Source organism: Pseudomonas sp. KB-10 (genome assembly GCF_018221585.1).
Classification (GTDB): Bacteria; Pseudomonadota; Gammaproteobacteria; order Pseudomonadales; family Pseudomonadaceae; genus Aquipseudomonas; species Aquipseudomonas yangonensis.
Genome location: NZ_QYYB01000002.1, coordinates 1 through 20,736, shown reverse-complemented (window position 1 = coordinate 20,736; position 20,736 = coordinate 1). Strand labels below are relative to the sequence as shown.

General features: G+C 61.8%; 19 protein-coding genes, 3 tRNA genes and 1 pseudogene. 14 read left to right on the top strand and 9 right to left on the bottom strand.

Annotated features, from left to right (window positions below; all coding sequences use genetic code 11):
- Window positions 1-13 precede the first annotated feature (13 nt).
- From DXK50_RS05085 to DXK50_RS05075, 3 genes are all read left to right on the top strand, one after another.
- A tRNA-Gly gene (locus DXK50_RS05085) sits at window positions 14-89 on the top strand.
- Window positions 90-134: 45 nt separating this feature from the next.
- Window positions 135-210: transfer RNA gene (locus DXK50_RS05080), tRNA-Glu, on the top strand.
- A 57-nt stretch (window positions 211-267) separates the two neighbouring features.
- Window positions 268-343: transfer RNA gene (locus DXK50_RS05075), tRNA-Gly, on the top strand.
- A 109-nt stretch (window positions 344-452) separates the two neighbouring features.
- On the opposite strand, the pseudogene DXK50_RS05070 reads toward DXK50_RS05075, so the two are convergent.
- Both DXK50_RS05070 and DXK50_RS05065 read right to left on the bottom strand, forming a co-directional pair.
- Window positions 453-861: pseudogene (locus DXK50_RS05070) on the bottom strand (PA2817 family protein).
- Window positions 862-1,052: 191 nt separating this feature from the next.
- A complete protein-coding gene (locus tag DXK50_RS05065; RefSeq protein ID WP_212629579.1) occupies window positions 1,053-3,500 on the bottom strand; it encodes an acyl-CoA dehydrogenase in 2,448 nt (815 codons plus the stop codon).
- 138 nt (window positions 3,501-3,638) lie between these two features.
- Here DXK50_RS05065 and DXK50_RS05060 point away from each other — a divergent pair, with 138 nt between their 5' ends.
- From DXK50_RS05060 to queF, 6 genes are all read left to right on the top strand, one after another.
- Window positions 3,639-4,301: a transglutaminase-like domain-containing protein gene (locus DXK50_RS05060; protein ID WP_212629578.1), complete on the top strand. Its 663-nt coding sequence runs from the start codon at window positions 3,639-3,641 to the stop codon at window positions 4,299-4,301.
- Between the two features lie 154 nt (window positions 4,302-4,455).
- Entirely contained in the window at window positions 4,456-5,388 is a 933-nt protein-coding gene (locus tag DXK50_RS05055; RefSeq protein WP_161868030.1) for an ABC transporter ATP-binding protein, read from the top strand.
- Window positions 5,385-6,179 carry an ABC transporter permease gene (locus DXK50_RS05050; RefSeq protein ID WP_212629577.1) on the top strand — a complete coding sequence of 265 codons (795 nt, stop codon included), beginning with the start codon at window positions 5,385-5,387 and terminating at the stop codon, window positions 6,177-6,179. Before DXK50_RS05055 ends, DXK50_RS05050 begins: the two co-directional genes overlap by 4 nt.
- A gap of 291 nt (window positions 6,180-6,470) precedes the next feature.
- Complete coding sequence (locus DXK50_RS05045; protein WP_212629576.1) at window positions 6,471-7,493, top strand: efflux RND transporter periplasmic adaptor subunit; 1,023 nt, start codon at window positions 6,471-6,473, stop codon at window positions 7,491-7,493.
- Window positions 7,490-10,558, top strand: coding sequence for an efflux RND transporter permease subunit (locus tag DXK50_RS05040; RefSeq protein WP_212629575.1), 3,069 nt, complete (start codon window positions 7,490-7,492; stop codon window positions 10,556-10,558). The genes DXK50_RS05045 and DXK50_RS05040 overlap by 4 nt, the downstream gene beginning before the upstream one ends.
- Before the next feature lie 287 nt (window positions 10,559-10,845).
- Entirely contained in the window at window positions 10,846-11,676 is an 831-nt protein-coding gene (gene queF, locus DXK50_RS05035) for an NADPH-dependent 7-cyano-7-deazaguanine reductase QueF (protein WP_212629574.1), read from the top strand.
- A gap of 63 nt (window positions 11,677-11,739) precedes the next feature.
- Here the strand turns inward: queF and DXK50_RS05030 are convergent, their stop codons facing one another.
- From DXK50_RS05030 to DXK50_RS05020, 3 genes are all read right to left on the bottom strand, one after another.
- Complete coding sequence (locus tag DXK50_RS05030) at window positions 11,740-12,006, bottom strand: DUF4404 family protein (RefSeq protein WP_161867802.1); 267 nt, start codon at window positions 12,004-12,006, stop codon at window positions 11,740-11,742.
- Between the two features lie 116 nt (window positions 12,007-12,122).
- A complete protein-coding gene (locus DXK50_RS05025) occupies window positions 12,123-12,839 on the bottom strand; it encodes an HAD family phosphatase (RefSeq protein ID WP_212629573.1) in 717 nt (238 codons plus the stop codon).
- 62 nt (window positions 12,840-12,901) lie between these two features.
- The gene (locus DXK50_RS05020) at window positions 12,902-13,312 is read right to left on the bottom strand and encodes an acyl-CoA thioesterase (RefSeq protein WP_212629572.1); all 411 of its coding nucleotides are present in this window, start codon (window positions 13,310-13,312) and stop codon (window positions 12,902-12,904) included.
- A gap of 104 nt (window positions 13,313-13,416) precedes the next feature.
- Here DXK50_RS05020 and DXK50_RS05015 point away from each other — a divergent pair, with 104 nt between their 5' ends.
- Window positions 13,417-14,121: an MlaA family lipoprotein gene (locus DXK50_RS05015; RefSeq protein ID WP_212629571.1), complete on the top strand. Its 705-nt coding sequence runs from the start codon at window positions 13,417-13,419 to the stop codon at window positions 14,119-14,121.
- A 90-nt stretch (window positions 14,122-14,211) separates the two neighbouring features.
- Here DXK50_RS05015 and DXK50_RS05010 read toward each other — a convergent pair whose 3' ends face one another.
- Window positions 14,212-14,511 carry a PilZ domain-containing protein gene (locus DXK50_RS05010; RefSeq protein ID WP_161867798.1) on the bottom strand — a complete coding sequence of 100 codons (300 nt, stop codon included), beginning with the start codon at window positions 14,509-14,511 and terminating at the stop codon, window positions 14,212-14,214.
- A gap of 212 nt (window positions 14,512-14,723) precedes the next feature.
- On the opposite strand from DXK50_RS05010, the gene rssB reads away from it, so the two are divergent.
- Together rssB and rssC are read left to right on the top strand one after the other, a co-directional pair.
- Entirely contained in the window at window positions 14,724-15,908 is a 1,185-nt protein-coding gene (gene rssB, locus DXK50_RS05005; RefSeq protein WP_161867797.1) for a two-component system response regulator RssB, read from the top strand.
- A gap of 8 nt (window positions 15,909-15,916) precedes the next feature.
- Complete coding sequence (gene rssC / locus DXK50_RS05000) at window positions 15,917-16,399, top strand: anti-sigma factor antagonist RssC (protein WP_024308595.1); 483 nt, start codon at window positions 15,917-15,919, stop codon at window positions 16,397-16,399.
- 62 nt (window positions 16,400-16,461) lie between these two features.
- Here rssC and tal read toward each other — a convergent pair whose 3' ends face one another.
- On the bottom strand, window positions 16,462-17,388 hold the full coding sequence (tal, locus tag DXK50_RS04995) for a transaldolase (protein WP_212629570.1): 927 nt from the start codon (window positions 17,386-17,388) through the stop codon (window positions 16,462-16,464).
- A 196-nt stretch (window positions 17,389-17,584) separates the two neighbouring features.
- Here tal and DXK50_RS04990 point away from each other — a divergent pair, with 196 nt between their 5' ends.
- Window positions 17,585-17,884 (top strand): transcriptional repressor, encoded by a 300-nt coding sequence (locus DXK50_RS04990; protein ID WP_212629569.1) that lies wholly within the window; start codon window positions 17,585-17,587, stop codon window positions 17,882-17,884.
- 7 nt (window positions 17,885-17,891) lie between these two features.
- Here DXK50_RS04990 and dusA read toward each other — a convergent pair whose 3' ends face one another.
- On the bottom strand, window positions 17,892-18,902 hold the full coding sequence (dusA, locus tag DXK50_RS04985; protein WP_212629568.1) for a tRNA dihydrouridine(20/20a) synthase DusA: 1,011 nt from the start codon (window positions 18,900-18,902) through the stop codon (window positions 17,892-17,894).
- Between the two features lie 98 nt (window positions 18,903-19,000).
- Here dusA and DXK50_RS04980 point away from each other — a divergent pair, with 98 nt between their 5' ends.
- Window positions 19,001-20,194 (top strand): tyrosine-type recombinase/integrase, encoded by a 1,194-nt coding sequence (locus DXK50_RS04980; RefSeq protein ID WP_212629567.1) that lies wholly within the window; start codon window positions 19,001-19,003, stop codon window positions 20,192-20,194.
- Here DXK50_RS04980 and DXK50_RS04975 read toward each other — a convergent pair.
- The gene (locus tag DXK50_RS04975) at window positions 20,164-20,439 is read right to left on the bottom strand and encodes a pyocin activator PrtN family protein (protein ID WP_074915953.1); all 276 of its coding nucleotides are present in this window, start codon (window positions 20,437-20,439) and stop codon (window positions 20,164-20,166) included. The two genes, DXK50_RS04980 and DXK50_RS04975, sit on opposite strands and share 31 nt — an antisense overlap.
- Between the last annotated feature and the right edge of the window lie 297 nt (window positions 20,440-20,736).

Genomic DNA, 20,736 nt, shown 5'->3' with positions numbered 1-20,736 from the left:
TTCAAGCTGTAATGCGGGAATAGCTCAGTTGGTAGAGCACGACCTTGCCAAGGTCGGGGTCGCGAGTTCGAGTCTCGTTTCCCGCTCCAAAATTTCGAAATGCTGCTTCGGCAGGGTTTCAAACGAAGTTCCAGGTCCCCTTCGTCTAGTGGCCTAGGACACCGCCCTTTCACGGCGGTAACAGGGGTTCGAGTCCCCTAGGGGACGCCACTTCAAGTTGTACTGCGGGAATAGCTCAGTTGGTAGAGCACGACCTTGCCAAGGTNTGCGGGAATAGCTCAGTTGGTAGAGCACGACCTTGCCAAGGTCGGGGTCGCGAGTTCGAGTCTCGTTTCCCGCTCCAAATAAACGAAAACGCCGCTCAATCGAGCGGCGTTTTCGTTTCTGTCCTCTACAAAGACAAATCTAAAGGCCCGCCGGTTTGCCGTGCGGGCCTTTTGTCGTTGCTTCGATCAGTGCTTGGCGCCGTCTGTGGGCAGGGCCAACAGCTGTTTTTTCCTGATTCCAGTCGAAGGGTTCGTCGTTCTCTTCGGCCTCGAAGCGACGCTCGTCGAGGGCCTGGTACAGGGCGATCTCTTCGTCCGGCATGAAGTGCAGGCAGTCGCCGCCGAAGAACCACAGCAGATCGCGCGGTACCAGATGGGCGATCTGCGGATAGCGGTGGAATACCTGGCTGATCAGGTCCTGGCCCAGGTATTGGCTGGACACCGGGTCGCGCGGCAGTTCGGCGAGCAGTTCGTCGTAACGCTCGAGGAACAGGGCGTGGCTGTCGTCGAGCACCTGTTCGGCTTCGCCCAGCGCAACGAGGATACCGCGCAGGTGATTGAGCAGGGCGAGGTGATGTTCGAGATGGCTGGTCATGTTGCAGTGTCCTGAAAGGTAAAACGGGCGCAGGAGTATAGAGTTCCTGGCGCCCGCTGTCCTGCATAGCAGGCCTTCGTGGGAGGGGCTTTCGGCCCGGGCATCCTGCTTCGCTCTGCCTCCTGCATCCCTGCAGTCGTGGCCGCGAGCTTCTTGAGTCGCGGTAAAGCCCCTCCCGCTAGCCGTTTGCGTCAGCGCACCTTGCCAATGCCCAGTTCGAGCTCTTCCTTGGCGAAGTCGTCGACATCGATCACCCGCCGCCGCGCCGCCTCGGCCGCTTGCAGGCGTTGACCCTGCTCGCCATCGAGAATGCCGGCAGCGATCGCCGCTTCGATGGCGTCCTGGCCCGGAGCCGGTTGCAGGCTGCCGTCCTTGAGTGCCTGGTGCAGACGCTTGCGCGCGTCGTGGCTGGCCTGCACCAGGTTCAGTGCATGCTGCAGGGCGCCGACCGAGTCCTGATCGGCCTGCGGGCGATAGCAGCCTTCCAGCACCGATTCCAGTGCCGGGTCGCCAGCCTGGCGGCCGATGATTGCGGCCACTTCGGCATCCAGCTCATCGCTTGGGCCGTTATGACGACGACCTAGCGGGAACACCAGCACCTTCAACAGGCAACCGAACAGGCGATTGGGGAAGTTGCTCAGCAGCTCATCGAGTGCCTGCTCGGCGTGGTAGAGGTTTTCCTCCATGGCCCAGCGCAGCAGCGGTCTGACGGATTCCTGATAGTCCAGATCGTGGTAGCGCTTGAGTGCGGCCGAGCCCAGGTAGAGGTAGCTGAGCACATCCCCCAGGCGCGCAGACAGACGTTCGCGACGCTTCAGGTCACCGCCCAGCAGCATCATGCTGCTGTCGGCGCACAGGGCGAAGGCCGCGGCCAGGCGGTTGAGGGCGCGGTAGTAAGGCTGGCTGAGGTCGTCGCCCGGCACCGTGCCCAGGCGGTTCAGGGTCAGGCCGAGAAGGAAGCTGCTGGCCGCGTTGCTCACGGCAAAACCGATATGGCTCATCAACAGCGAATCGAACTCGATCTGTGCCTCGTCCTTGTCCTCACGGTCAGCCAGCGCCATTTCCTTGAGCACGTAGGGATGGCAGCGGATGGCGCCCTGGCCGAAGATCATCAGGTTGCGCGAGAGGATGTTGGCGCCCTCGACGGTGATGAAGATCGGCGCCCCCTGCCAGGAGCGGGCCAGGTAGTTGTTCGGGCCCATGATGATGCCCTTGCCGCCGTGCACGTCCATGGCATGGCTGATGCACTCGCGGCCGCGCTCGGTCAGGTGGTACTTGAGCACAGCTGACAGCACCGAGGGCTTCTCGCCCAGATCGACGGCATTGGCGGTGAGTATGCGTGCGCTGTCCATCAGCCAGGCGTTGCCGCCGATGCGCGCCAGGGCTTCCTGGATGCCTTCGAAGGCCGCCAGCGGTACGTTGAACTGCTCACGCAGCTGGGCGTACTGGCCGGTGGCGAGGCTGGTGAACTTGGCCGCGCCCGTGCCGACGGCCGGCAGCGAGATGGAGCGGCCCACCGACAGGCAGTTCATCAGCATCATCCAGCCCTTGCCGAGGTACTCCTGGCCACCGATCAGGTAGTCGAGCGGAATGAACACGTCCTTGCCCGAATTCGGCCCGTTCATGAAGGCTGCGCCCAGCGGCAGGTGGCGGCGGCCGATTTCCACGCCGGGGGTATCGGTGGGAATCAGCGCCAGGCTGATGCCGAGGTCTTCCTTGTCGCCCAGCAGGTGGTCCGGGTCGTAGGCCTTGAAGGCCAGGCCGAGCAGGGTGGCCACGGGGCCGAGGGTGATGTAGCGCTTCTCCCAGTTCAGGCGCAGGCCGATCACTTCCTCGCCGTTGAACTGGCCCTTGCAGATGACACCGGTGTCCGGCATGGCACCGGCGTCGGAGCCGGCCAGCGGGCCGGTAAGGGCGAAGCAGGGGATGTCCTCACCTCGCGCCAGGCGTGGCAGGTAATGGTTGCGCTGTTCTTCGGTGCCGTAGTGCAGCAGCAGCTCGGCCGGGCCGAGGGAATTGGGCACCATCACGGTGGAAGCCAGGTCGCCGCTGCGCGTGGCCAGCTTCATCGCCACCTGCGAGTGGGCGTAGGCGGAGAAGCCCTTGCCGCCATATTCCTTGGGAATGATCAGGGCGAAGAAACCGTGCTGCTTGATGTGCTCCCAGGCTTTCTCCGGCAGGTCCATTTCCTGCCCGACCTGCCAGTCGCTGATCATCGCGCAGAGTTCTTCGGTGGGGCCGTCGATGAAGGCCTGTTCTTCCTCGGTCAGCCTGGCCTTGGGGTAGGCCAGTAGCTTGTCCCAGTCCGGTTTGCCACTGAACAGCTCACCGTCCCACCACACCGTGCCGGCTTCGATGGCGTCGCGCTCGGTTGCCGACATTGGCGGCAGCACACGCTGAAACCAGGCGAACAACGGGCGGGTGAACAGCTGCCGGCGCAGATCGCCGAGCAGGATGAAGGCGGCGACTGCGCCGGTGATGATCCACAGCAGCAGTTGCAGCCAGCCGGGTACCGGGCTGAACAGGGCCATGGCCACCAGATAGGCCGCGGTGATGCCGAGGGCGGGGCGGGCGGCGGTACGACTATGGGCCAGGTAGATGACCCCGAGCAGCAGCACCAGCAACCAGATGACGAGCATGTGCATTCCTCCATGATTCGAGCGGGCAACGCCCCGAGCATAGCCATAAATGGCGAGAGGGGCGGTGAGCTTGGCCGGATCGTCGTAAGCATCGCGCAATTGGCGGATTAGACTGAAGCGAACTTCAGGAGCCCCGTCATGCAGATCTATCTTCGCCCCGGCCGCTTCATTGACAGTGACCATCCATTGGTAATCGAGTTCGCCGAACGTTGGCGTGGCGCCTCACGAGAACCGATCAGTCAGGCCATTGCGCTCTATCTCGCGGTGCGCGACGAGATTCGCTACAACCCCTATGCCTTCAGCCTCGATGCGCAGACGCTGAAGGCCAGCCACGCGCTGACGGCCGGGGAGTCCTACTGCGTGCCCAAAGCCAATCTGCTTGCCGCATGCGCACGGCATTGCGGCATTCCTGCGCGTATCGGCCTGGCCGATGTGCGCAATCACCTGTCGACGCCGCGCCTGCTGGAGCTGCTGCGCAGCGAGGTGTTCGCCATGCACGGCTACACCGAGCTGTATCTGGACGGGCGTTGGGTCAAGGCCACGCCAGCGTTCAACGAGGCGCTGTGCCGCGTATTCAAGGTGGCGCCGCTGGAGTTCGATGGCGTGCACGATAGCGTCTTTCATCCCTACAACGCGCGGGGCGAGCGCTATATGGAGTACCTGCAGGACCACGGCCAGTTCGAGGATCTGCCGGAGCAGCTGTTTTTCGCGCACCTGCGTGATTGCTATCCGCATCTGTTCGAGGCCGGGGGCTTGGAAGTGAGCGGCGACATGCAGCGCGAGGCCGGTGTTATCGACTGAGTCGATAATCAAGATCGCCGGGACGGCCTTTTCTCCGCGCGTCAGGGTCGGTAGGGTGCATGCCAGCACAGAGTGGGCGAAACACGCGGTTGCAATCGAGCGCCTTCGCCCACATCTACCAAGACTTAACTCTCGCGCGGGAAACCCCATCTTCATGAGCTCCGCCCTGACCATCCGCCAGTTGACCAAGACCTACGGAAACGGCTTCCAGGCCCTGCACGGTATCGATCTGGACGTCGCCGAAGGTGATTTCTTTGCCTTGCTCGGCCCCAATGGCGCCGGCAAATCCACCACTATCGGCATCCTTTCCACGCTGGTGAACAAGAGCAGCGGCACGGTCAGCGTATTCGGCCACGACCTTGACCGCGAACCCTATGCGCTCAAGCGCTGCCTGGGCGTGGTGCCGCAGGAGTTCAACTTCAACCAGTTCGAGAAGGTGTTCGACATCGTCGTCACCCAGGCCGGTTACTACGGCATTCCGCGTTCCATCGCCAAGGAGAGGGCCGAGCAGTACCTGACCCAGCTCGGCCTGTGGGAAAAGCGCGACGTCGCTTCGCGCGAACTGTCCGGCGGCATGAAACGCCGCCTGATGATCGCCCGCGCCCTGGTGCATCAGCCACGCTTGCTGATTCTCGACGAGCCCACTGCCGGGGTGGACATCGAGCTGCGCCGCTCGATGTGGAGCTTTCTCACCGAGCTGAACAAGCAGGGCATCACCATCATCCTCACCACCCATTACCTGGAAGAGGCCGAGCAGCTGTGCCGCAACATCGGCATCATCGACCACGGCCGCATCGTCGAGCTGAGCAGCATGAAGGACCTGCTCAAGAAGCTGCATGTCGAGACCTTCCTGCTCGATCTGAAGGACTCCTACAGCGAGGCGCCGATGCTGACGGGCTATCCGGCGCGCCTGCTCGACCACCACACTCTGGAAGTGCAGGTGGAGAAGAGCCAGGGCCTCAACGCGCTGTTCCAGCAACTGGCGCAGCAGCAGGTGCAGGTGCTGAGCCTGCGCAACAAGACCAATCGCCTGGAGGAGCTGTTCGTCTCCCTGGTGGAAAAGAACCTGGCCAAGGTGGCGCAATGAATACCCAGTACCTCAACAGCGAGTTTGCCGCCAACCTGGTGGCCCTGCGTACCATCGTTCATCGCGAGGTGCGCCGTTTCGTGCGTATCTGGCCGCAGACGCTGCTGCCGCCGGCGATCACCATGGTTCTGTACTTCGTCATCTTCGGTAACCTGATTGGCCGGCAGATCGGCGACATGGGCGGCTTCACCTACATGGAGTACATCGTGCCGGGGCTGATCATGATGTCGGTGATCACCAACAGCTACGGCAACGTGGTGTCGAGCTTCTTCGGCAGCAAGTTCCAGCGCAACGTCGAGGAGCTGCTGGTCTCGCCGGTGTCGCCGCACACCATCCTCATCGGCTTCGTCATCGGCGGCGTGCTGCGCGGGCTGGCAGTGGGCGTGATCGTCACCATCCTGTCGCTGTTCTTCACCCATCTGCAGGTGCATCATCTCGGCGTGACGGTGCTGGTGGTGCTGCTGACGGCCACCATCTTCTCCCTTGGCGGTTTCGTCAACGCGGTGTTTGCACGCAACTTCGACGACATCTCCATCGTCCCCACCTTCGTACTGACGCCGCTGACCTACCTGGGCGGGGTGTTCTATTCCATCTCCCTGCTGCCGCCGTTCTGGCAGGCTGTGTCGATGGGCAACCCCATCCTGCATATGGTCAACGCCTTCCGCTACGGCATTCTCGGCGTGTCCGACATCCGCATCGGCGTAGCCATCGGCTTCATGCTGCTGGCCACTGCCGTGCTCTATACCCTGTGCATTCGTCTGCTGATCAGCGGTCGCGGCATGCGTCAGTGATGAGCCGCGATCAGGCGGATTTCTTTGCCTGATCGCGTAGTCCGGATGTAATCCGGGGCGCTTGGACAGCATCGCGGCTGAAGCCGCTCCTACAGGTTTCACGATTCCGTGGGAGCGGCTTCAGCCGCGATTCTGCCGGACACCGTCTACACCGCTGAACACCTATAAGCCCTCTTCGCAACTGCCTATCCTCTTCCTGTCCACGTCAACACATAGCGAAATAACTTGTAAGGCTGGCACCGACGCAGCAGCCGGTTAGACTCCGCCTCTACCAAGAAGAAGGGGCAGATCATGACCGGGCTGTTGCGTGCGCTTCCGTGGCTGTTGCTGGGCTTTTGCGCGTTGCCTGCAATGGCCGCCGAAGGGCCGATGGTCGAGGTCGTGCCGGTGCGGCAGATGGAGGTGCGCGACGAGCTGATCACCTTCGGTTCGCTGCGTTCCGACGAGTCAGTGATGATTCGTCCGGAAGTGGAAGGGCGTCTGGCCACCCTGCATTTCCGCGAGGGGCAGGCGGTGACTGCCGGCGATCTGCTGGTCAGCCTCGACGATGCCATTACCCGGGCCGAGTTTGCCCAGGCCCGGGCCAATCTCGATCTCGCCGAAAAGAACCATCAGCGCGCGCAGATGCTGTTCCAGCGTGGCGCCAGCAACGCACAGGCGTTGGATGAGGCGCAGAGCCAGTTGCAGGCCGCGCGTGCCAGCCAGGCCCTGGCTCAGGCGCGGCTCGACAAGACGCAGATCAAGGCGCCCTACGACGGCACGCTCGGCCTGCGCCAGGCCAGTGTCGGCGACTACCTCAGCGCCGGACAGAACATCGTCAATCTGGAGGTGCTCGACCCGCTCAAGGTCGACTTCCGCATTCCGCAGAAGGCCGTCGCTCAGGTGCGCCTCGGCCAGACCGTGGAAATAACCCTCGATACCTACCCTGGCGAGCGCTTTCGCGGCGAGATCTTCGCCATCAATCCGCGTCTGGACGAAGCCGGGCGCAGCCAGGCCATCCGCGCCCATATCGGCAACGATGATCGCCGCCTGCGCCCAGGCCAGTTCGTCCGCGTGTCGGTGATTCTCGAGGAGCGCCCCGACGCGCTGGTGATTCCCGAGGAGGCGGTGATGCCGCAGGGCGACAAGCTGCTGGTCAACCTGCTGGTGGACGGCAAGGTCGAGCGCCGCGAGGTGATCCTGGGCAAGCGTTTCGATGGGCTGGTAGAGGTGCGCGAGGGTTTGCAGGGTGACGAGACGGTGATCAGCGCCGGCTGGCAGCGGGTACGCGAAGGGCTGGCGGTGCGCAGCAAGAGCGGGGAGCGCCAGCCGTGACGCTCTCCGACGTCTGCATTCGCAGGCCGGTCTTCGCCACCGTCCTGTCGCTGATCGTGGTGCTGCTGGGTCTGATGGCCTACGACCGTCTCAACGTGCGCGAATACCCCAATATCGACGTGCCCATCGTCACCGTGCAGGTCACCTATCCCGGCGCCAGCCCGGAAATCATGGAATCGCAGGTGGCGCAGCCGGTGGAGGATGTGCTCTCGGGTATCGAGGGGCTGGACTTCGTCACCTCCATCAGCCGTGCGGAAAACACCCAGATCACCGCGCAGTTCCGTCTCGGCCGCAGCGCCGACGAGGCGGCCAACGACGTGCGCGATCGCCTGGGGCGGGTGCGCAACCTGCTGCCGGACGAGGTGGACGAACCCATCGTGCAGAAGGTCGAGGCCGACGCCCAGCCGGTGATCTGGATCGCCTTCCACAGCCAGCAGCACAGTGCGATGGAGATCACCGACGTGCTGGAGCGGGTGATCAAGGATCGCCTGCAGACCATTCCCGGCGTGTCCGAAGTGCAGGTGCGCGGCGCCCGGACGTTTTCCATGCGCATCTGGCTCGACCCGGAGAAGCTCGCCGCGCACAACCTGACCGTGCAGGACGTCGAGGACGCCCTGCGCCGGCAGAACGTGGAGATTCCGGCCGGCCGTATCGAGTCACGCGAGCGTGAGTTCAGCGTGCTGTCGGAAACCGATCTGCGCACGCCGGAGCAGTTCAACGAGCTGATCCTCGATGACTCGCAAGGCTACCTGCTGCGCCTGTCCGACGTCGGTCGCGCCGAAGTGGGGCCGCGCGACGAGAGGTCGGTGGTGCGCTTCAACGGTTTGCCGGCGGTGACCCTCGGTCTGGTCAAGCAGGCTACGGCCAACCCGCTGGATATATCCGATGGCCTCGCGGCGGCCTGGGACGAGGTCAAGGCGCTGTTGCCCGACGGCATGAACATGACGGTGGCCAATGACAACTCGCAGTTCATCCGCGAGTCCATCGACAACGTCTTCACCACCATCTGGGAAGCCGTGGCGCTGGTCATCCTGATCATCTTCATCTTCCTGCGCTCGCTGCGCGCCACGCTGATCCCGCTGGTGACCATCCCAGTATCATTGATCGGCGCCTTCGCCCTGATGTCGCTGATGGGCTTCACCATCAACACGCTGACGTTGCTGGCCATGGTCCTGGCCATCGGCCTGGTAGTGGACGATGCCATCGTCATGCTGGAGAACATCCATCGGCATATCGAGGCGGGGATGAAGCCCATGCAGGCCGCCTTCAAGGGCAGCCGCGAGATCGCCTTCGCGGTGATCGCCATGACCCTGACCCTGGCCGCCGTGTTCGCCCCGATCGGCTTCATGCAGGGCACCACCGGCAAGCTGTTCACCGAGTTCGCCTGGACCCTGGCCGGCTCGGTGCTGGTGTCAGGTTTCGTTGCCCTGACGCTGACACCGATGATGTGCGCAGTCATGCTCAAACCGCACCAGCACGAGCAGCGCCACGGTCGCGTGTACAACCTGATCGAAGGTTTCCTCAATGGCCTGACCTATAGCTACAAGCACAGCCTGGATCGTGCTTTGCACGCCTGGCCACTGGTGCTTGGCGTGCTGCTGGCGGCCTTCGTGCTGTGTGCCTGGCTGTTCAGCGGCCTGCGTTCGGAGCTGGCGCCAACCGAGGACACCGGCACCATCGTTGGCGTGTTCAATGGCCCGGATGGCGCCACCATCGACTACACCGCCCGCTATGCCCGGGAGGTCGAGGCCGCTTATGCCAGCATTCCCGAGACCAATCGTTATCTTGTGGTGGCCGGTTTCCCGACCGTGGCCCAGGGCATTTCCTTCATGAAGCTGGAGGACTGGGGCGACCGTGCGCGCAGCCAGTTCGAGATCCGTAACGAGCTGCTGCCCAGGTTGCAGGACATTGCCGGCATGCGTGTCACCCCGGTCAACCGCCCGCCGTTGGGGCAGAGCGCGCGCAACCAGCCGATCAACTTCGTTATCCGCTCGTCCATGGAGTACGCCGAGCTGCAGGGCTACGTCGACCAGCTGATGGAGCGCATGCGTGATTATCCGGGCCTGGAGGGCTTGGACAGCGACCTCAAGCTCAACTCGCCGCAGCTCAAGATCACCGTCAATCGCGAGCAGGCCGCGGCCGTGGGCACCGACGTGTCGGTGATCGGGCGCAGTCTGGAGAGCCTGTTCGGTAGTCGCCAGGTGACCCGCTTCAAGCAGAACGGCGAGCAGTACGACGTGCTGGTGCAGTTGCAGGATATCGACCGCAGCAACCCGCAGGATCTGGATCGCGTCTACGTGCGCGATCGCGAAGGCGGCATGGTGCAGCTGTCCAACCTGATCGCAGTGCGCGAGACGGTGGCGCCGCGCGAACTCAACCACTTCAACCAACTGCGCGCGGTGACCATCAGTGCCAACGTCGGGGCGGGCTACACGTTGGGCGAGGCGCTCAATCATCTGGAGGCGGCCGCCCGCGAGGTATTCCCGCCGGAGACGCAGTACGACTACACCGGCACCTCGCGGGATTTCAAGGAATCCAGCTCGGGCATCCTGCTGATCTTCGCCCTGGCCCTGGCCTTCATCTTCTTGGTGTTGGCGGCGCAGTTCGAAAGCTTCAGCGATCCGCTGATCATCCTGTTCAGCGTACCGCTGTCGATGGCCGGCGCCTTGCTGGCGCTGAAGCTGTTCGGCGGCACCTGGAACATCTATTCGCAGATCGGTTTGGTGACCCTGATCGGCCTGATCACCAAGCACGGCATCCTCATCGTCGAGTTCGCCAACCACCTGCTGCGTGAGGGCAGGGCACTGCGCGACGCGGTGATCGAGGCTTCGGTACAGCGCCTGCGGCCGATCCTGATGACCACCGGCGCCATGGTACTCGGCTCGCTGCCTTTGGCCATCGCCAGCGGCGCCGGCGCCGAAAGCCGTCAGCAGATCGGCCTGGTGATCGTCGGCGGGCTGCTGGTCGGCACCTTCTTCACCCTCTATGTGATCCCCACGCTGTATCTGCTGCTGAGGCGTTGGGCGCCACTGCGGATGATCGAGCAGGAGCCGGCAGCAGTCTGAATTTTGTAGGAGGCGCTTTGGCGGCGAGCTTTTGCAGCTGTCGCGGCTACGACTGCAGGGATGCAGGAGGTAGAGCGAAGCAGGATGCCCGAGCCGAAAGCCTCTCCCACAGGACGCTGCGGAACTCATTGTTGTAGGAGCGAGCTCTGCTCGCGAAGCTTCCGGCTGTAAGGCAATGCGCGAGCAGAGCTCGCTCCTACAGGTGGTCGGCGTCGTGCTTCGCGGGTGCGGCCTGGCGCGCAACCCGTTAAACTCGCGCGGTTTTTCGCTACCCCGGATTGCGCGCCATGCAGCACCCCGCCGAATATTCCCCGCTGGGCAAGTCCAGCCAGTACATCGCCGATTACAGCCCCGATTTGCTGTTCCCCATCTCACGCACCACCAAGTGGGCGGAGCTGGGCCTGGATGGCGCCAATTTGCCCTATCAGGGCGTCGACTACTGGAACTGCTACGAGCTGTCCTGGCTGCTGCCGTCCGGCAAACCGGTGGTGGCCATCGGCGAGTTCGCCATTCCGGCCGATTCGCCGAACATCATCGAGTCGAAGTCCTTCAAGCTCTACCTCAACTCGCTGAACCAGACCGCGTTCGCCAGTTGGGACGAGGTTCAGGCCACCCTGGCTCGGGACCTGTCCGCGGTAGCCGGCAAGCCGGTGGCGGTGCGCCTGCGCTCGCTGGGCGAGGTGTCGGCAGAGGGCGTGGCGACGCTGCCGGGCCAATGCATCGATGAGCTGGACATCCGCGTCAGCCAGTACGACCAGCCGCAGCCTGAGCTGCTGCGTTGCGATGCGAGTCGCGTGGTGGAGGAGCGCCTGCACAGCCATCTGCTCAAGTCCAACTGCCCGGTCACCGGCCAGCCGGACTGGGGCAGCCTGGTCGTGCAGTACCGGGGCGCGGCGCTGGATCACGCCAGCCTGCTGGCTTATCTGGTGAGCTTCCGCCAGCACGCCGACTTTCACGAGCAGTGCGTCGAGCGCATCTTCCTCGATCTGCAGCGCCTGCTGCAGCCGCAATCGCTCAGCGTCTATGCGCGCTATGTGCGCCGCGGCGGGCTGGATATCAACCCGTACCGCAGCAGCGAAGCGATCACCCCGGACAATGCTCGCCTGGCGCGTCAGTAGTCCATGAAAAATGCCGCCATTGGGCGGCATTTTGTTTGAGTTCTCGGCAGCTTCCGCGGGCGTTCAGATGCCCATGTTGGCGAGGCTCTGCATGATATTGCGCAGGGTGCCGGCGAGGGTGGGATGGCTGGCCTCGAAACGCTCCACCGCCAGATTGACGCCGTCTACCAGTGTGGCGTCGGGCGCCGCTGCGGCTTCACGCGCCAGTTGCACTTCGATTTCCTGAGTCAGCAGGTACAGCGATGCACGTTCTTCCTCACTGAGAGGCGTGTCCTGAGCCAGGTGCTGCTGGAGGGCTTCCAATTGCTGCTGCAGGTCGTTTGCTGGCATAGAGTTCTCCTTGTCGAATCGGCATAGACATTGACCCCCCGCGCTGCGGGAAGTTTTCAGCCCGTACCTCAAGGTTAATCCAAGCGGGCCGGCTTTGCCTGATCCCGATCAAGCGCTCAGGGCTTTTCGCCCTTGCTGCGGCGCATGCCGATATCTTCGAGGCTGGCCTTGATCTCGCCCAGATGGTCGACCACTGAATGAGCGCCCAGGCGATAGAGCTGCAGCGTGGCCTCGGCACGTAGGCGCTCCTGCTCGATTGCCTCGAGTGCCTGCCAGTCGGCTGGAGCCTGGCCACACAGCGGGCCACAGGCGGCCAGGCCGATGGTCCAGCAGCCGGCATTGAGCCCAGCCTGCAGCAACGATGGATTGCCGCTGACGACGATGCAGCCTTCCAGGCGCTCGACACCCAATTGAGTCAGTGCCTGCCAGCAACTTTCCGGCGCAGGCCATGGCCTGGTCTGGGCGGTGGTCACCGCCTCGATGGACGCCGGTAGTGCCTGAGCCAGGCGCAAGCTGGCATCGGCTGGCAGGTGGTCCAGCCAGGCGCAGGGCGTGCCGTTGTCATGCAGAATTTGCAGCAGCTCGGCAGCGCCAGGGGTCAGCTCCGCATGCGCGCCTGCGACTTCGCCAAGGACCTGCTCCAGTGCCTGCAGTTGCGCTGCTGTCGCCGGTTTGCCCAGGCAGGCTTCCAGTGCCTGCTGAGGTGTGCCAGCGACAGGCCTGACAGTGTGCTCGGGATGCAAGCGTTGCAGTGCGACAGGCAGCGTGCGGGCACCGAAATCGACCAGGCAGCCGGACAGTTGAAAGATCAGGGCAGTGCAGGAGAAGGGCATGGGATCATCCGTGGCAATGGCCCAGGCCAATCTAGCGACATCGGATGACCGGAATATGACCGTCAGGTGACGGTGAACAGGGCGCGCACGTGCTCGGGCAGAGTCACTGACTTGCCACTGGCGTGATCGACCCATACCAGCTTGCAGTAACCCTCGCCATAGACCGTCAGCGGATCCTCGAGGGTGCTCAGCCGATGCTCGATCACCAGGCTGCTGCGGCCTACCGCACCGGGCTTAAGTTCCACCACCACGGTGGCGGGATGCACCACGGGTTTGAGATAGGTGTGCTGGGTCTGCAGCACCACTGGGCCGAACGGCACGTTGCTTATGGCTACCCCGGCCAGTTTGAACCAGGCGACGCGGGCTTCTTCCAGATACTGCATGTAGATGATGTTATTGACATGCCCATAGCTGTCCATGTCGCCCCAGCGTACGGGGATATGCGCGGTGTGCAGCAGGGTTTTATCGCTCATCGCTTTTCTTCGCTATGCTGCCCAATGCGGGCTCCAGGCTTTATACTACGCGCCCTTCGGGCCGCTGGCGGTGGCCACCTTATTTCCCTCAAGGAGAGATTTCAATGCATGTGATCGGTGCTCGCTGGATCGCGCGCCTGGGTGGCCTGATGGCCCTGGTGAGCCTGAGCCTGTTGCCTGCCATGGGCCAGGCTGCTTCGGAAGAAGACCCCTGGGAAGGTTTCAATCGCCCTATCTTTCGTTTCAACGATACCCTCGATACCTATGCGCTGAAACCTGTGGCGCAGGGTTACCGGGCGGTTACGCCGCAGTTTCTCGAAGATGGCGTGCATAATGTCTTCGGCAATATCGGCGACGTCGGCAACCTGGCCAACAACCTGCTGCAGGGCAAGCTGCATAACGCCGGTGTCGATACCGGTCGCCTGATCTTCAACACCACGTTCGGTATTCTTGGCTTTTTCGATGTAGCCAAGCACATGGGCCTGCAGAAGAACAACGAGGATTTCGGTCAGACTCTCGGCGTCTGGGGTCTGGAAAGTGGCCCATACCTGGTCATCCCGTTCCTCGGCCCAAGCACGGTGCGCGATGCCGCGGGGCGAGTACCGGACAGTTTGCTGACGCCGTACCCGTACATGGATCACGTGCCGACCCGTAACGTTACCCGGGGCGTTCAGGTAGTCGACACTCGAGCCAATCTGCTGCAGGCCGAGCGCCTGATTAGCGGCGACAAGTACATCTTCATCCGCAATGCCTACCTGCAGAGCCGTGAGTACAAGATCAAGGATGGACAAGTCGAAGACGATTTCTGAGCATCCGATGAGCTCACGGCTGCGTAAGCAACGCTCCGTGGATACAAAAAAAAGGCGGCCCCAAGGCCGCCTTTTTCGTAAGTGCAGATTTCAGCTCATGGAGATGATAGCCAGGCCCAGCGACTGTCGACCATCGCCCAGATCGTTTACCCGAACCACCTCAGCCTGGGCATCCAGACCCGCCAGCTCGCTGTGTTCGGAAGGGATGTGAACCTTGACCTTGTCACCCATGCTCAAGGCGACTTCCGCCTCGATTTGCATGCCAGTGCTGGAGAGATCCAGGCACAGGGCAGGGATTTCCCGGCCAGCGTGATGGAGGACGACTGCTGCTTCCAGTCGCATGCGGATGTAGTCGCGTTTCTCGCTGTACGCTCGATCATTCTGACTCATGGACCCTGTCCTCTTCTTATGAGCTCTTCCGCGGCTCTTATAACTCTCGTCGATTTGACCTGTAAAGCCGCCGAACGACGACCGGTCCCGGCTTGAATCGGCTGGCAGATGGGAGTACCGTCTGCCCCTTGAAATCGCCCTGGCGCCAATGAGCGGCGCCGCGCCACGGGCAGTGACCAAAATTGCCCTGGCGCAGTTTGCCTGGATACCCCATGCACAAAACCAGTGCCACTCTGCTGATCATCGACGACGACGATGTCGTGCGTGCAAGCCTCGCGGCCTACCTCGAGGACAGCGGCTTCAAGGTGTTGCAGGCCAACAACGGTTTGCAGGGGCTGGAAGTGTTCCAGCAGGAAGGCCCCGACCTGATGATCTGTGACCTGCGCATGCCGCAGGTCGACGGTCTTGAACTGATCCGACGTATCAATGCGCTCGGCGTCGAGGTCCCGGTGATCGTGGTCTCGGGGGCAGGCGTGATGAACGATGCCGTCGAAGCCCTGCGGCTTGGCGCTGCCGACTACCTGATCAAACCCCTCGAAGACCTCGCCGTGCTGGAGCACTCGGTGCGCCGCGCGCTGGATCGTTCGCGGCTGCGCGTCGAGAACCAGCGCTATCGCGAGAAGCTGGAGGCGACCAACCGCGAGCTGCAGGCCAGCCTGCACCTGCTGCAGGAGGATCAGAATGCCGGCCGCCAGGTGCAGATGAACATGCTGCCGGGAACGCCCTGGCAGACTGACGGACTGACCTTCGCGCACCAGATTATTCCCTCGCTGTACCTGTCCGGCGACTTCGTCGATTACTTCCGTATCGACGAGCGGCGCATCGCCTTCTATCTGGCCGACGTTTCCGGGCATGGCGCATCCTCGGCATTCGTCACCGTGCTGCTCAAGTTCATGACCACCCGGCTGCTCTACGAGTGGCGGCGCAACGGCACCTTGCCTGAATTCAAACCATCCGATGTCCTCGGCCACATCAATCGTGGCCTGATCAACTGCAAGCTGGGCAAACATGTAACCATGCTTGGCGGGGTGATCGACGAGGAGAACGGCATGCTTACCTACAGCGTCGGTGGGCATCTGCCCCTGCCGGTGCTGTTCGAGAACGGCCAGGCGCGTTACCTGGAGGGCCGGGGCCTGCCGGTCGGCCTGTTTCAGGAGGCTGAATACGGTGATCTGGTGATGGAGTTGCCGGAGTCTTTCAGCCTGACCCTGCTGTCGGACGGCATTCTCGATCTGTTGCCGGGCGAAACGCTGAAAGAGAAGGAACTGGCGTTGCCACAACTGGTTAGCCAGGCTGGCGGTACGCTAAGCGGTTTGCGTCAAGTTCTCGGTCTGGCCAATCTGGGCGAGATGCCGGATGATATCGCCTTGCTGGTGTTAAGCAGGAACCTTGCATGAACCCTGGGATAAGCCCCGGTCGCATCCAATTTGCCGAGCAGGACGGAACATTCGTCCTGAAGTTCGTCGGCGAAGTCCGTCTGACCTTGTGTTCAGCACTGGATGCCACGATTGAAAAGATTTTTACCGCGTTGAATTTTTCGGCCATTGTCATCGACCTGACCGAAACTCGCAGTATCGACAGTACTACTCTTGGCTTGCTGGCGAAATTGTCCATTTTGTCGCGGCAGAAAGTTGGTCTGTTGCCGACCGTTGTCACCACTCACGACGACATTACCCGTCTTCTGGAATCCATGGGCTTCGATCAGGTATTCAATATCGTTGATCGGCCAATTCCGTGCCCGGAATGCCTGGATGATCTTCCGTCACAGGATCAATCCGAAGAGGTGGTCAAGGCCAAGGTATTGGAGGCGCACCGCATCCTGATGGGGCTCAACGACTCCAACCGCGAGGCGTTCCACGACCTGGTCAGCGCCCTGGAACGGCACTGAATTCTCGGTTGGGCTTTTCAGATTGAAAGGGGCGTCAGCTTGGCTGACGCCCCTTCGTCATTTCAGGCCTTGGCGGCCAGCAGTGCTTCGAGCTTTTCCTGATCGCGGGTGAACAGGCGAATGCCCTCAGCCAGTTTCTCGGTGGCCATGGCGTCCTCATTCAAGGCCCAGCGGAAGGCGCCTTCGTTGAGGCTCTGGCGAGGTTCGCCGGTCGCACCGGGCTGCAGTTTCCGAGTCAGCTGGCCTTCGTCCTCGGCCAGTTTCTGCAGTAGCTCGGGGCTGACGGTCAGGCGGTCGCAGCCGGCCAGCGCCTCGATCTGACCGAGGTTGCGGAAGCTCGCGCCCATCACCACGGTGTCGTAGCCGTTGGCCTTGTAGTAGTCATAGATACGCGTCACCGATTGCACGCCCGGATCTTCGCTGCCCACGAAGTCGCGGCCCTCGGCTTTCTTGTACCAGTCGTAAATGCGACCGACGAAAGGGGAGATGAGGAAGACGCCGGCATCGGCGCAGGCCTGCGCCTGGGCGAAGGCGAACAGCAGGGTGAGGTTGGTCTGCACGCCGGTTTTCTCCAGTTGTTCGGCGGCGCGGATGCCTTCCCAGGTGGCAGCGATCTTGATCAGTACGCGGTCGCGGCCGATGCCGGCTTGCTCATAAAGGCCGATCAGGCGTTCGGCGCGGAGCAACGTGGCGTCGGTGTCGAATGATAGGCGAGCATCGACCTCGGTTGAGATGCGTCCCGGAATGACCTTGAGAATCTCCTGGCCGACGGCTACCCCGAAATGGTCGCAGGCCAGGCCCTGATCTCCCTTGCCGGCATCGATCGCCTGACGTAGCAGGTCGGCGTAGCGGGGCAGGGCAGCGGCCTTGAGCAGCAGCGAGGGGTTGGTAGTAGCGTCCACCGGTTGCAGGCGGGCGATGGCGTCGAGGTCACCAGTGTCGGCGACTACGGTGGTGAACTGCTTGAGTTGTTCCAGCTTGGAGGTCATGACGAGGCCTTGTCGTTGCAGATGGCATGACCTTACCCGAGGTGCCGAAGGCGCTCAACGGTCGGGTCACTTACAAAATTTACCTTTTCAGGGCTGTGGTTTTCGCTGACTCGTTCGTCATTACCTATGACAGTGCGTGAGAATGCACTGCAGTCGGTGGAGTCCGACTTTAGACGAGCCGCCAAGGAGCCCGAATATGTCGACCCGAACCCTGCCTTCTCGTTCAGTTTCCGCGGGACCGGATACGCGCCAGTGCCGTGACTGGTTGCAGGCTGTCGGGCTGCGCTTCAGCATGCCCCGGCTCAAGGTGGTGGAGGCGCTGTGCAGCGCCAATGATGAGCAGGGCGTTTCGGCGCGCGAGTTGCACCGACAGCTGAGCGAGGCCGGCGAGCCGCTGTCTCTGGTCAGCGTGCGCCAGGTGCTGCGCCGTATGGAGGAAAACGGCCTGGTGCAAACCACCGGGCGCAGTCGCTATCGACTGAGCACACCCGATTAGCGGCCTGTTAATGCCCGCGTAGCAGTTCGGCTGCCTGGTCGAGCAGGCCCAGCGGGTCCTGTACCTTGTGAATGTCTACCGACAGCAGCTGGCGGAAGCGCCGCGCACCTGGGAAGCCCTGAGCCAGGCCGAGTACGTGGCGGCTGACGTGATGCAGGGTGCCGCCCTCTTGCAGATGCCGTTCAACGTAGGGTTTCAGTGCAAGCAGGGCATCCATACGGCTGATGCCAGCGTCTGTGGCGCCAAACAGACGGCTGTCCACCTGCGCCAGTAGATAGGGGTTGTGATAAGCCTCGCGGCCGAGCATCACCCCATCGAAGGTCTGCAGGTGCTGCTCGCATTCCTCGAGAGTCTTGATACCGCCGTTGAGGATGATTTCCAGGTCCGGGAAATCCTGCTTGAGCTGGGCGGCGACGTCGTAGCGCAGCGGGGGGATCTCGCGGTTCTCCTTCGGCGATAGGCCTTCGAGGATGGCGATTCGGGCATGTACGGTGAAGCTGCGGCAGCCGGCGTCACGCACCTGGCCGACGAAATCGCATAGCTCGGCATAGCTGTCACGGCCATTGATGCCGATACGATGCTTGACCGTGACCGGGATGCTTACGGCGTCCTGCATGGCTTTCACACAATCGGCCACCAGCGCCGGATGGCCCATCAGGCAGGCGCCGATCATGTTGTTCTGCACCCGGTCGCTGGGGCAGCCAACATTGAGGTTCACTTCGTCATAGCCGTGGGTTTCGGCCATCTTCGCGCAGGTGGCCAGATCCTGCGGGTTGCTGCCGCCCAGCTGTAGCGCGATGGGATGCTCGCATTCGCTGTAACGCAGGAAACGTTCGCGATCACCGTGAATCAGCGCACCGGTGGTGACCATCTCAGTGTAGAGCAAGGCGTGCTTCGACAGCTGGCGAAGAAAGTAACGGCAGTGGCGGTCAGTCCAATCCATCATCGGGGCGACGGAAAAACGGCGGGACAGGGGATGGCGCGTGGTTTCTGGGTTTGAGGCTGATTCTTGAGGCATTTGTTTAGGTCGGTTAGAGGCCAAAAAGGCTTGTTTTTGCCCGTTTTTGCGCATGTGGTGCTAAAATTTAGCACTGGTAAATGCATTTTTAGCACTGGATGGTGAGCGATGTGGGAACGATCACTCGGCGCGTGAACAAAAGCGGGCAGACCAAGTACACGGTTCAGATTCGGCTGCGCCGTAAGGGGGTCATAGTCTACCAAGAAAGCCAGTCGTTCGACCGTAAGCCGGTTGCTCGCGCCTGGATGATGAGGAGGGAGGCTCAGCTGGCGTTGCCCGGTGCTCTTGAGAAGGCTTCGCGGGAGGATGTGCCGCTCAAGAAAATCATTGAGCGCTATCTTGATGAATACGAACTGATACGTCCGCTCGGAAAAACCAAGCGGGCTACCTTGAAAGCGATCAGCGAAACCTGGCTAGGTGAAATTGCTGATGTCGATCTGACGAGCCAGAAATTGGTCGAGTACGCGCAATGGCGGATGAGCCAGGAGGGGGGTGGTGTTCAGGCGCAGACGGTTGGAAACGATCTCGCACATCTCGGCGCGGTCCTGTCAGTCGCTAAGCCTGCCTGGGGATATGAGGTCGACGCGAGCGCCATGGCTGATGCGCGCAAGGTCCTGCGTAAACTGGGTATGGTGTCTCGAAGTCGAGAGCGTGATCGGCGACCTAGCAAGGATGAGTTGGACAAATTGCTCACCTACTTTTTTGATCTCCAGGCGCGTAGGCCAAGCGCTATACACATGCCTAAGGTCATAGCTTTCGCGATTTTCTCTACACGCAGGCAGGAAGAGATCACTCGGATTCGCTGGGAGGATCTGGATGATCGGCGGCAGGCGGTACTTGTTCGAGATATGAAAAATCCCGGACAGAAGATTGGTAATGATGTCTGGTGCCATCTACCAGATGAGGCCTGGCGGATTGTTCAGAGCATGCCTAAGTCTTGCCGAGAGATATTCCCATACTACTCGGACTCAATTTCTGCGGCGTTCACTCGTGCTTGCAAGTTTTTGGCTATCAAGGATTTGCATTTCCACGATCTGCGCCATGACGGCGTGAGCCGGCTATTCGAGATGGAGTGGGACATACCGAGGGTTGCCAGTGTATCGGGCCATCGCGATTGGAACTCCATGCGCCGTTATACGCATCTGAATGGGCGAGGAGATCCCTATAAGGACTGGTCTTGGCTGGAGAGGATAATCGGGGCCTCTGTGGTGCTTGGAGCACGTGTAGAGCCGGAGCCTGCAGAAGATAGAAGGGGTGTGCTTCAGGCCAGGCGTCGTCGATCCATCAACTGATCCTGCTCTCTGATCGCGGCCTCGCGCTGTCTATCTATGTAGGCAGCGAGATCTTCCAAATGCACGCCGAGGTTGGCCTTCTGCGAGTTAGCGCCCAGTCGCATCACCGGAAGGTCGATTTCTCCCATCAGGCGCTTGCGTTTGAACTTGTCCACCGAAAGGCCGAGGAAATCTCGGCACACCCATTCGATAGGTATTACAGCTTGGCCGTCGTACTGAGCCATCAGCAAAAACAGTGTCTTCATTGCTCCATGCCATAGCGCTATTTCAATTGGAGCCAGCCTATTGGTGCTAGGTCTGATGGCAAACAAGCTAAGTCGTAGATGGGCGCGGGGGGGGGGGCGTGTGGTGCCCTGGGTTGGGCGGCGCTGTTGGTGAAACGGCACCAGCTAAACTCCTTGCTTGCCAGCGATCTGGTGTCTGAGTGGTAAGTTGCATTGTCGAAGATAGCTGCAATCACTATGCGAGGAAATGCTACTAGGCAGTTGCCGTCGGGATATCAGGAAAGCTGTTTGCACATTTCGGCAATCACGATGCGGACG

Bases quoted from the DNA above. Each gene is read 5' to 3' on its own strand.
- DXK50_RS05020 (WP_212629572.1), bottom strand. From the start codon at position 13,312: ATGAGCGATAAAACCCTGCTGCACACCGCGCATATCCCCGTACGCTGG.
- DXK50_RS05025 (WP_212629573.1), bottom strand. From the start codon at position 12,839: ATGCCCTTCTCCTGCACTGCCCTGATCTTTCAACTGTCCGGCTGCCTG.
- DXK50_RS05045 (WP_212629576.1), top strand. From the start codon at position 6,471: ATGACCGGGCTGTTGCGTGCGCTTCCGTGGCTGTTGCTGGGCTTTTGC.
- dusA (WP_212629568.1), bottom strand. From the start codon at position 18,902: ATGCCTCAAGAATCAGCCTCAAACCCAGAAACCACGCGCCATCCCCTG.
- DXK50_RS04975 (WP_074915953.1), bottom strand. From the start codon at position 20,439: ATGAAGACACTGTTTTTGCTGATGGCTCAGTACGACGGCCAAGCTGTA.
- DXK50_RS05010 (WP_161867798.1), bottom strand. From the start codon at position 14,511: ATGAGTCAGAATGATCGAGCGTACAGCGAGAAACGCGACTACATCCGC.
- DXK50_RS05055 (WP_161868030.1), top strand. From the start codon at position 4,456: ATGAGCTCCGCCCTGACCATCCGCCAGTTGACCAAGACCTACGGAAAC.
- DXK50_RS04990 (WP_212629569.1), top strand. From the start codon at position 17,585: ATGTCGACCCGAACCCTGCCTTCTCGTTCAGTTTCCGCGGGACCGGAT.
- queF (WP_212629574.1), top strand. From the start codon at position 10,846: ATGCAGCACCCCGCCGAATATTCCCCGCTGGGCAAGTCCAGCCAGTAC.
- rssB (WP_161867797.1), top strand. From the start codon at position 14,724: ATGCACAAAACCAGTGCCACTCTGCTGATCATCGACGACGACGATGTC.
- DXK50_RS04980 (WP_212629567.1), top strand. From the start codon at position 19,001: ATGGTGAGCGATGTGGGAACGATCACTCGGCGCGTGAACAAAAGCGGG.
- tal (WP_212629570.1), bottom strand. From the start codon at position 17,388: ATGACCTCCAAGCTGGAACAACTCAAGCAGTTCACCACCGTAGTCGCC.
- DXK50_RS05015 (WP_212629571.1), top strand. From the start codon at position 13,417: ATGCATGTGATCGGTGCTCGCTGGATCGCGCGCCTGGGTGGCCTGATG.
- DXK50_RS05050 (WP_212629577.1), top strand. From the start codon at position 5,385: ATGAATACCCAGTACCTCAACAGCGAGTTTGCCGCCAACCTGGTGGCC.
- DXK50_RS05060 (WP_212629578.1), top strand. From the start codon at position 3,639: ATGCAGATCTATCTTCGCCCCGGCCGCTTCATTGACAGTGACCATCCA.
- DXK50_RS05030 (WP_161867802.1), bottom strand. From the start codon at position 12,006: ATGCCAGCAAACGACCTGCAGCAGCAATTGGAAGCCCTCCAGCAGCAC.
- DXK50_RS05065 (WP_212629579.1), bottom strand. From the start codon at position 3,500: ATGCTCGTCATCTGGTTGCTGGTGCTGCTGCTCGGGGTCATCTACCTG.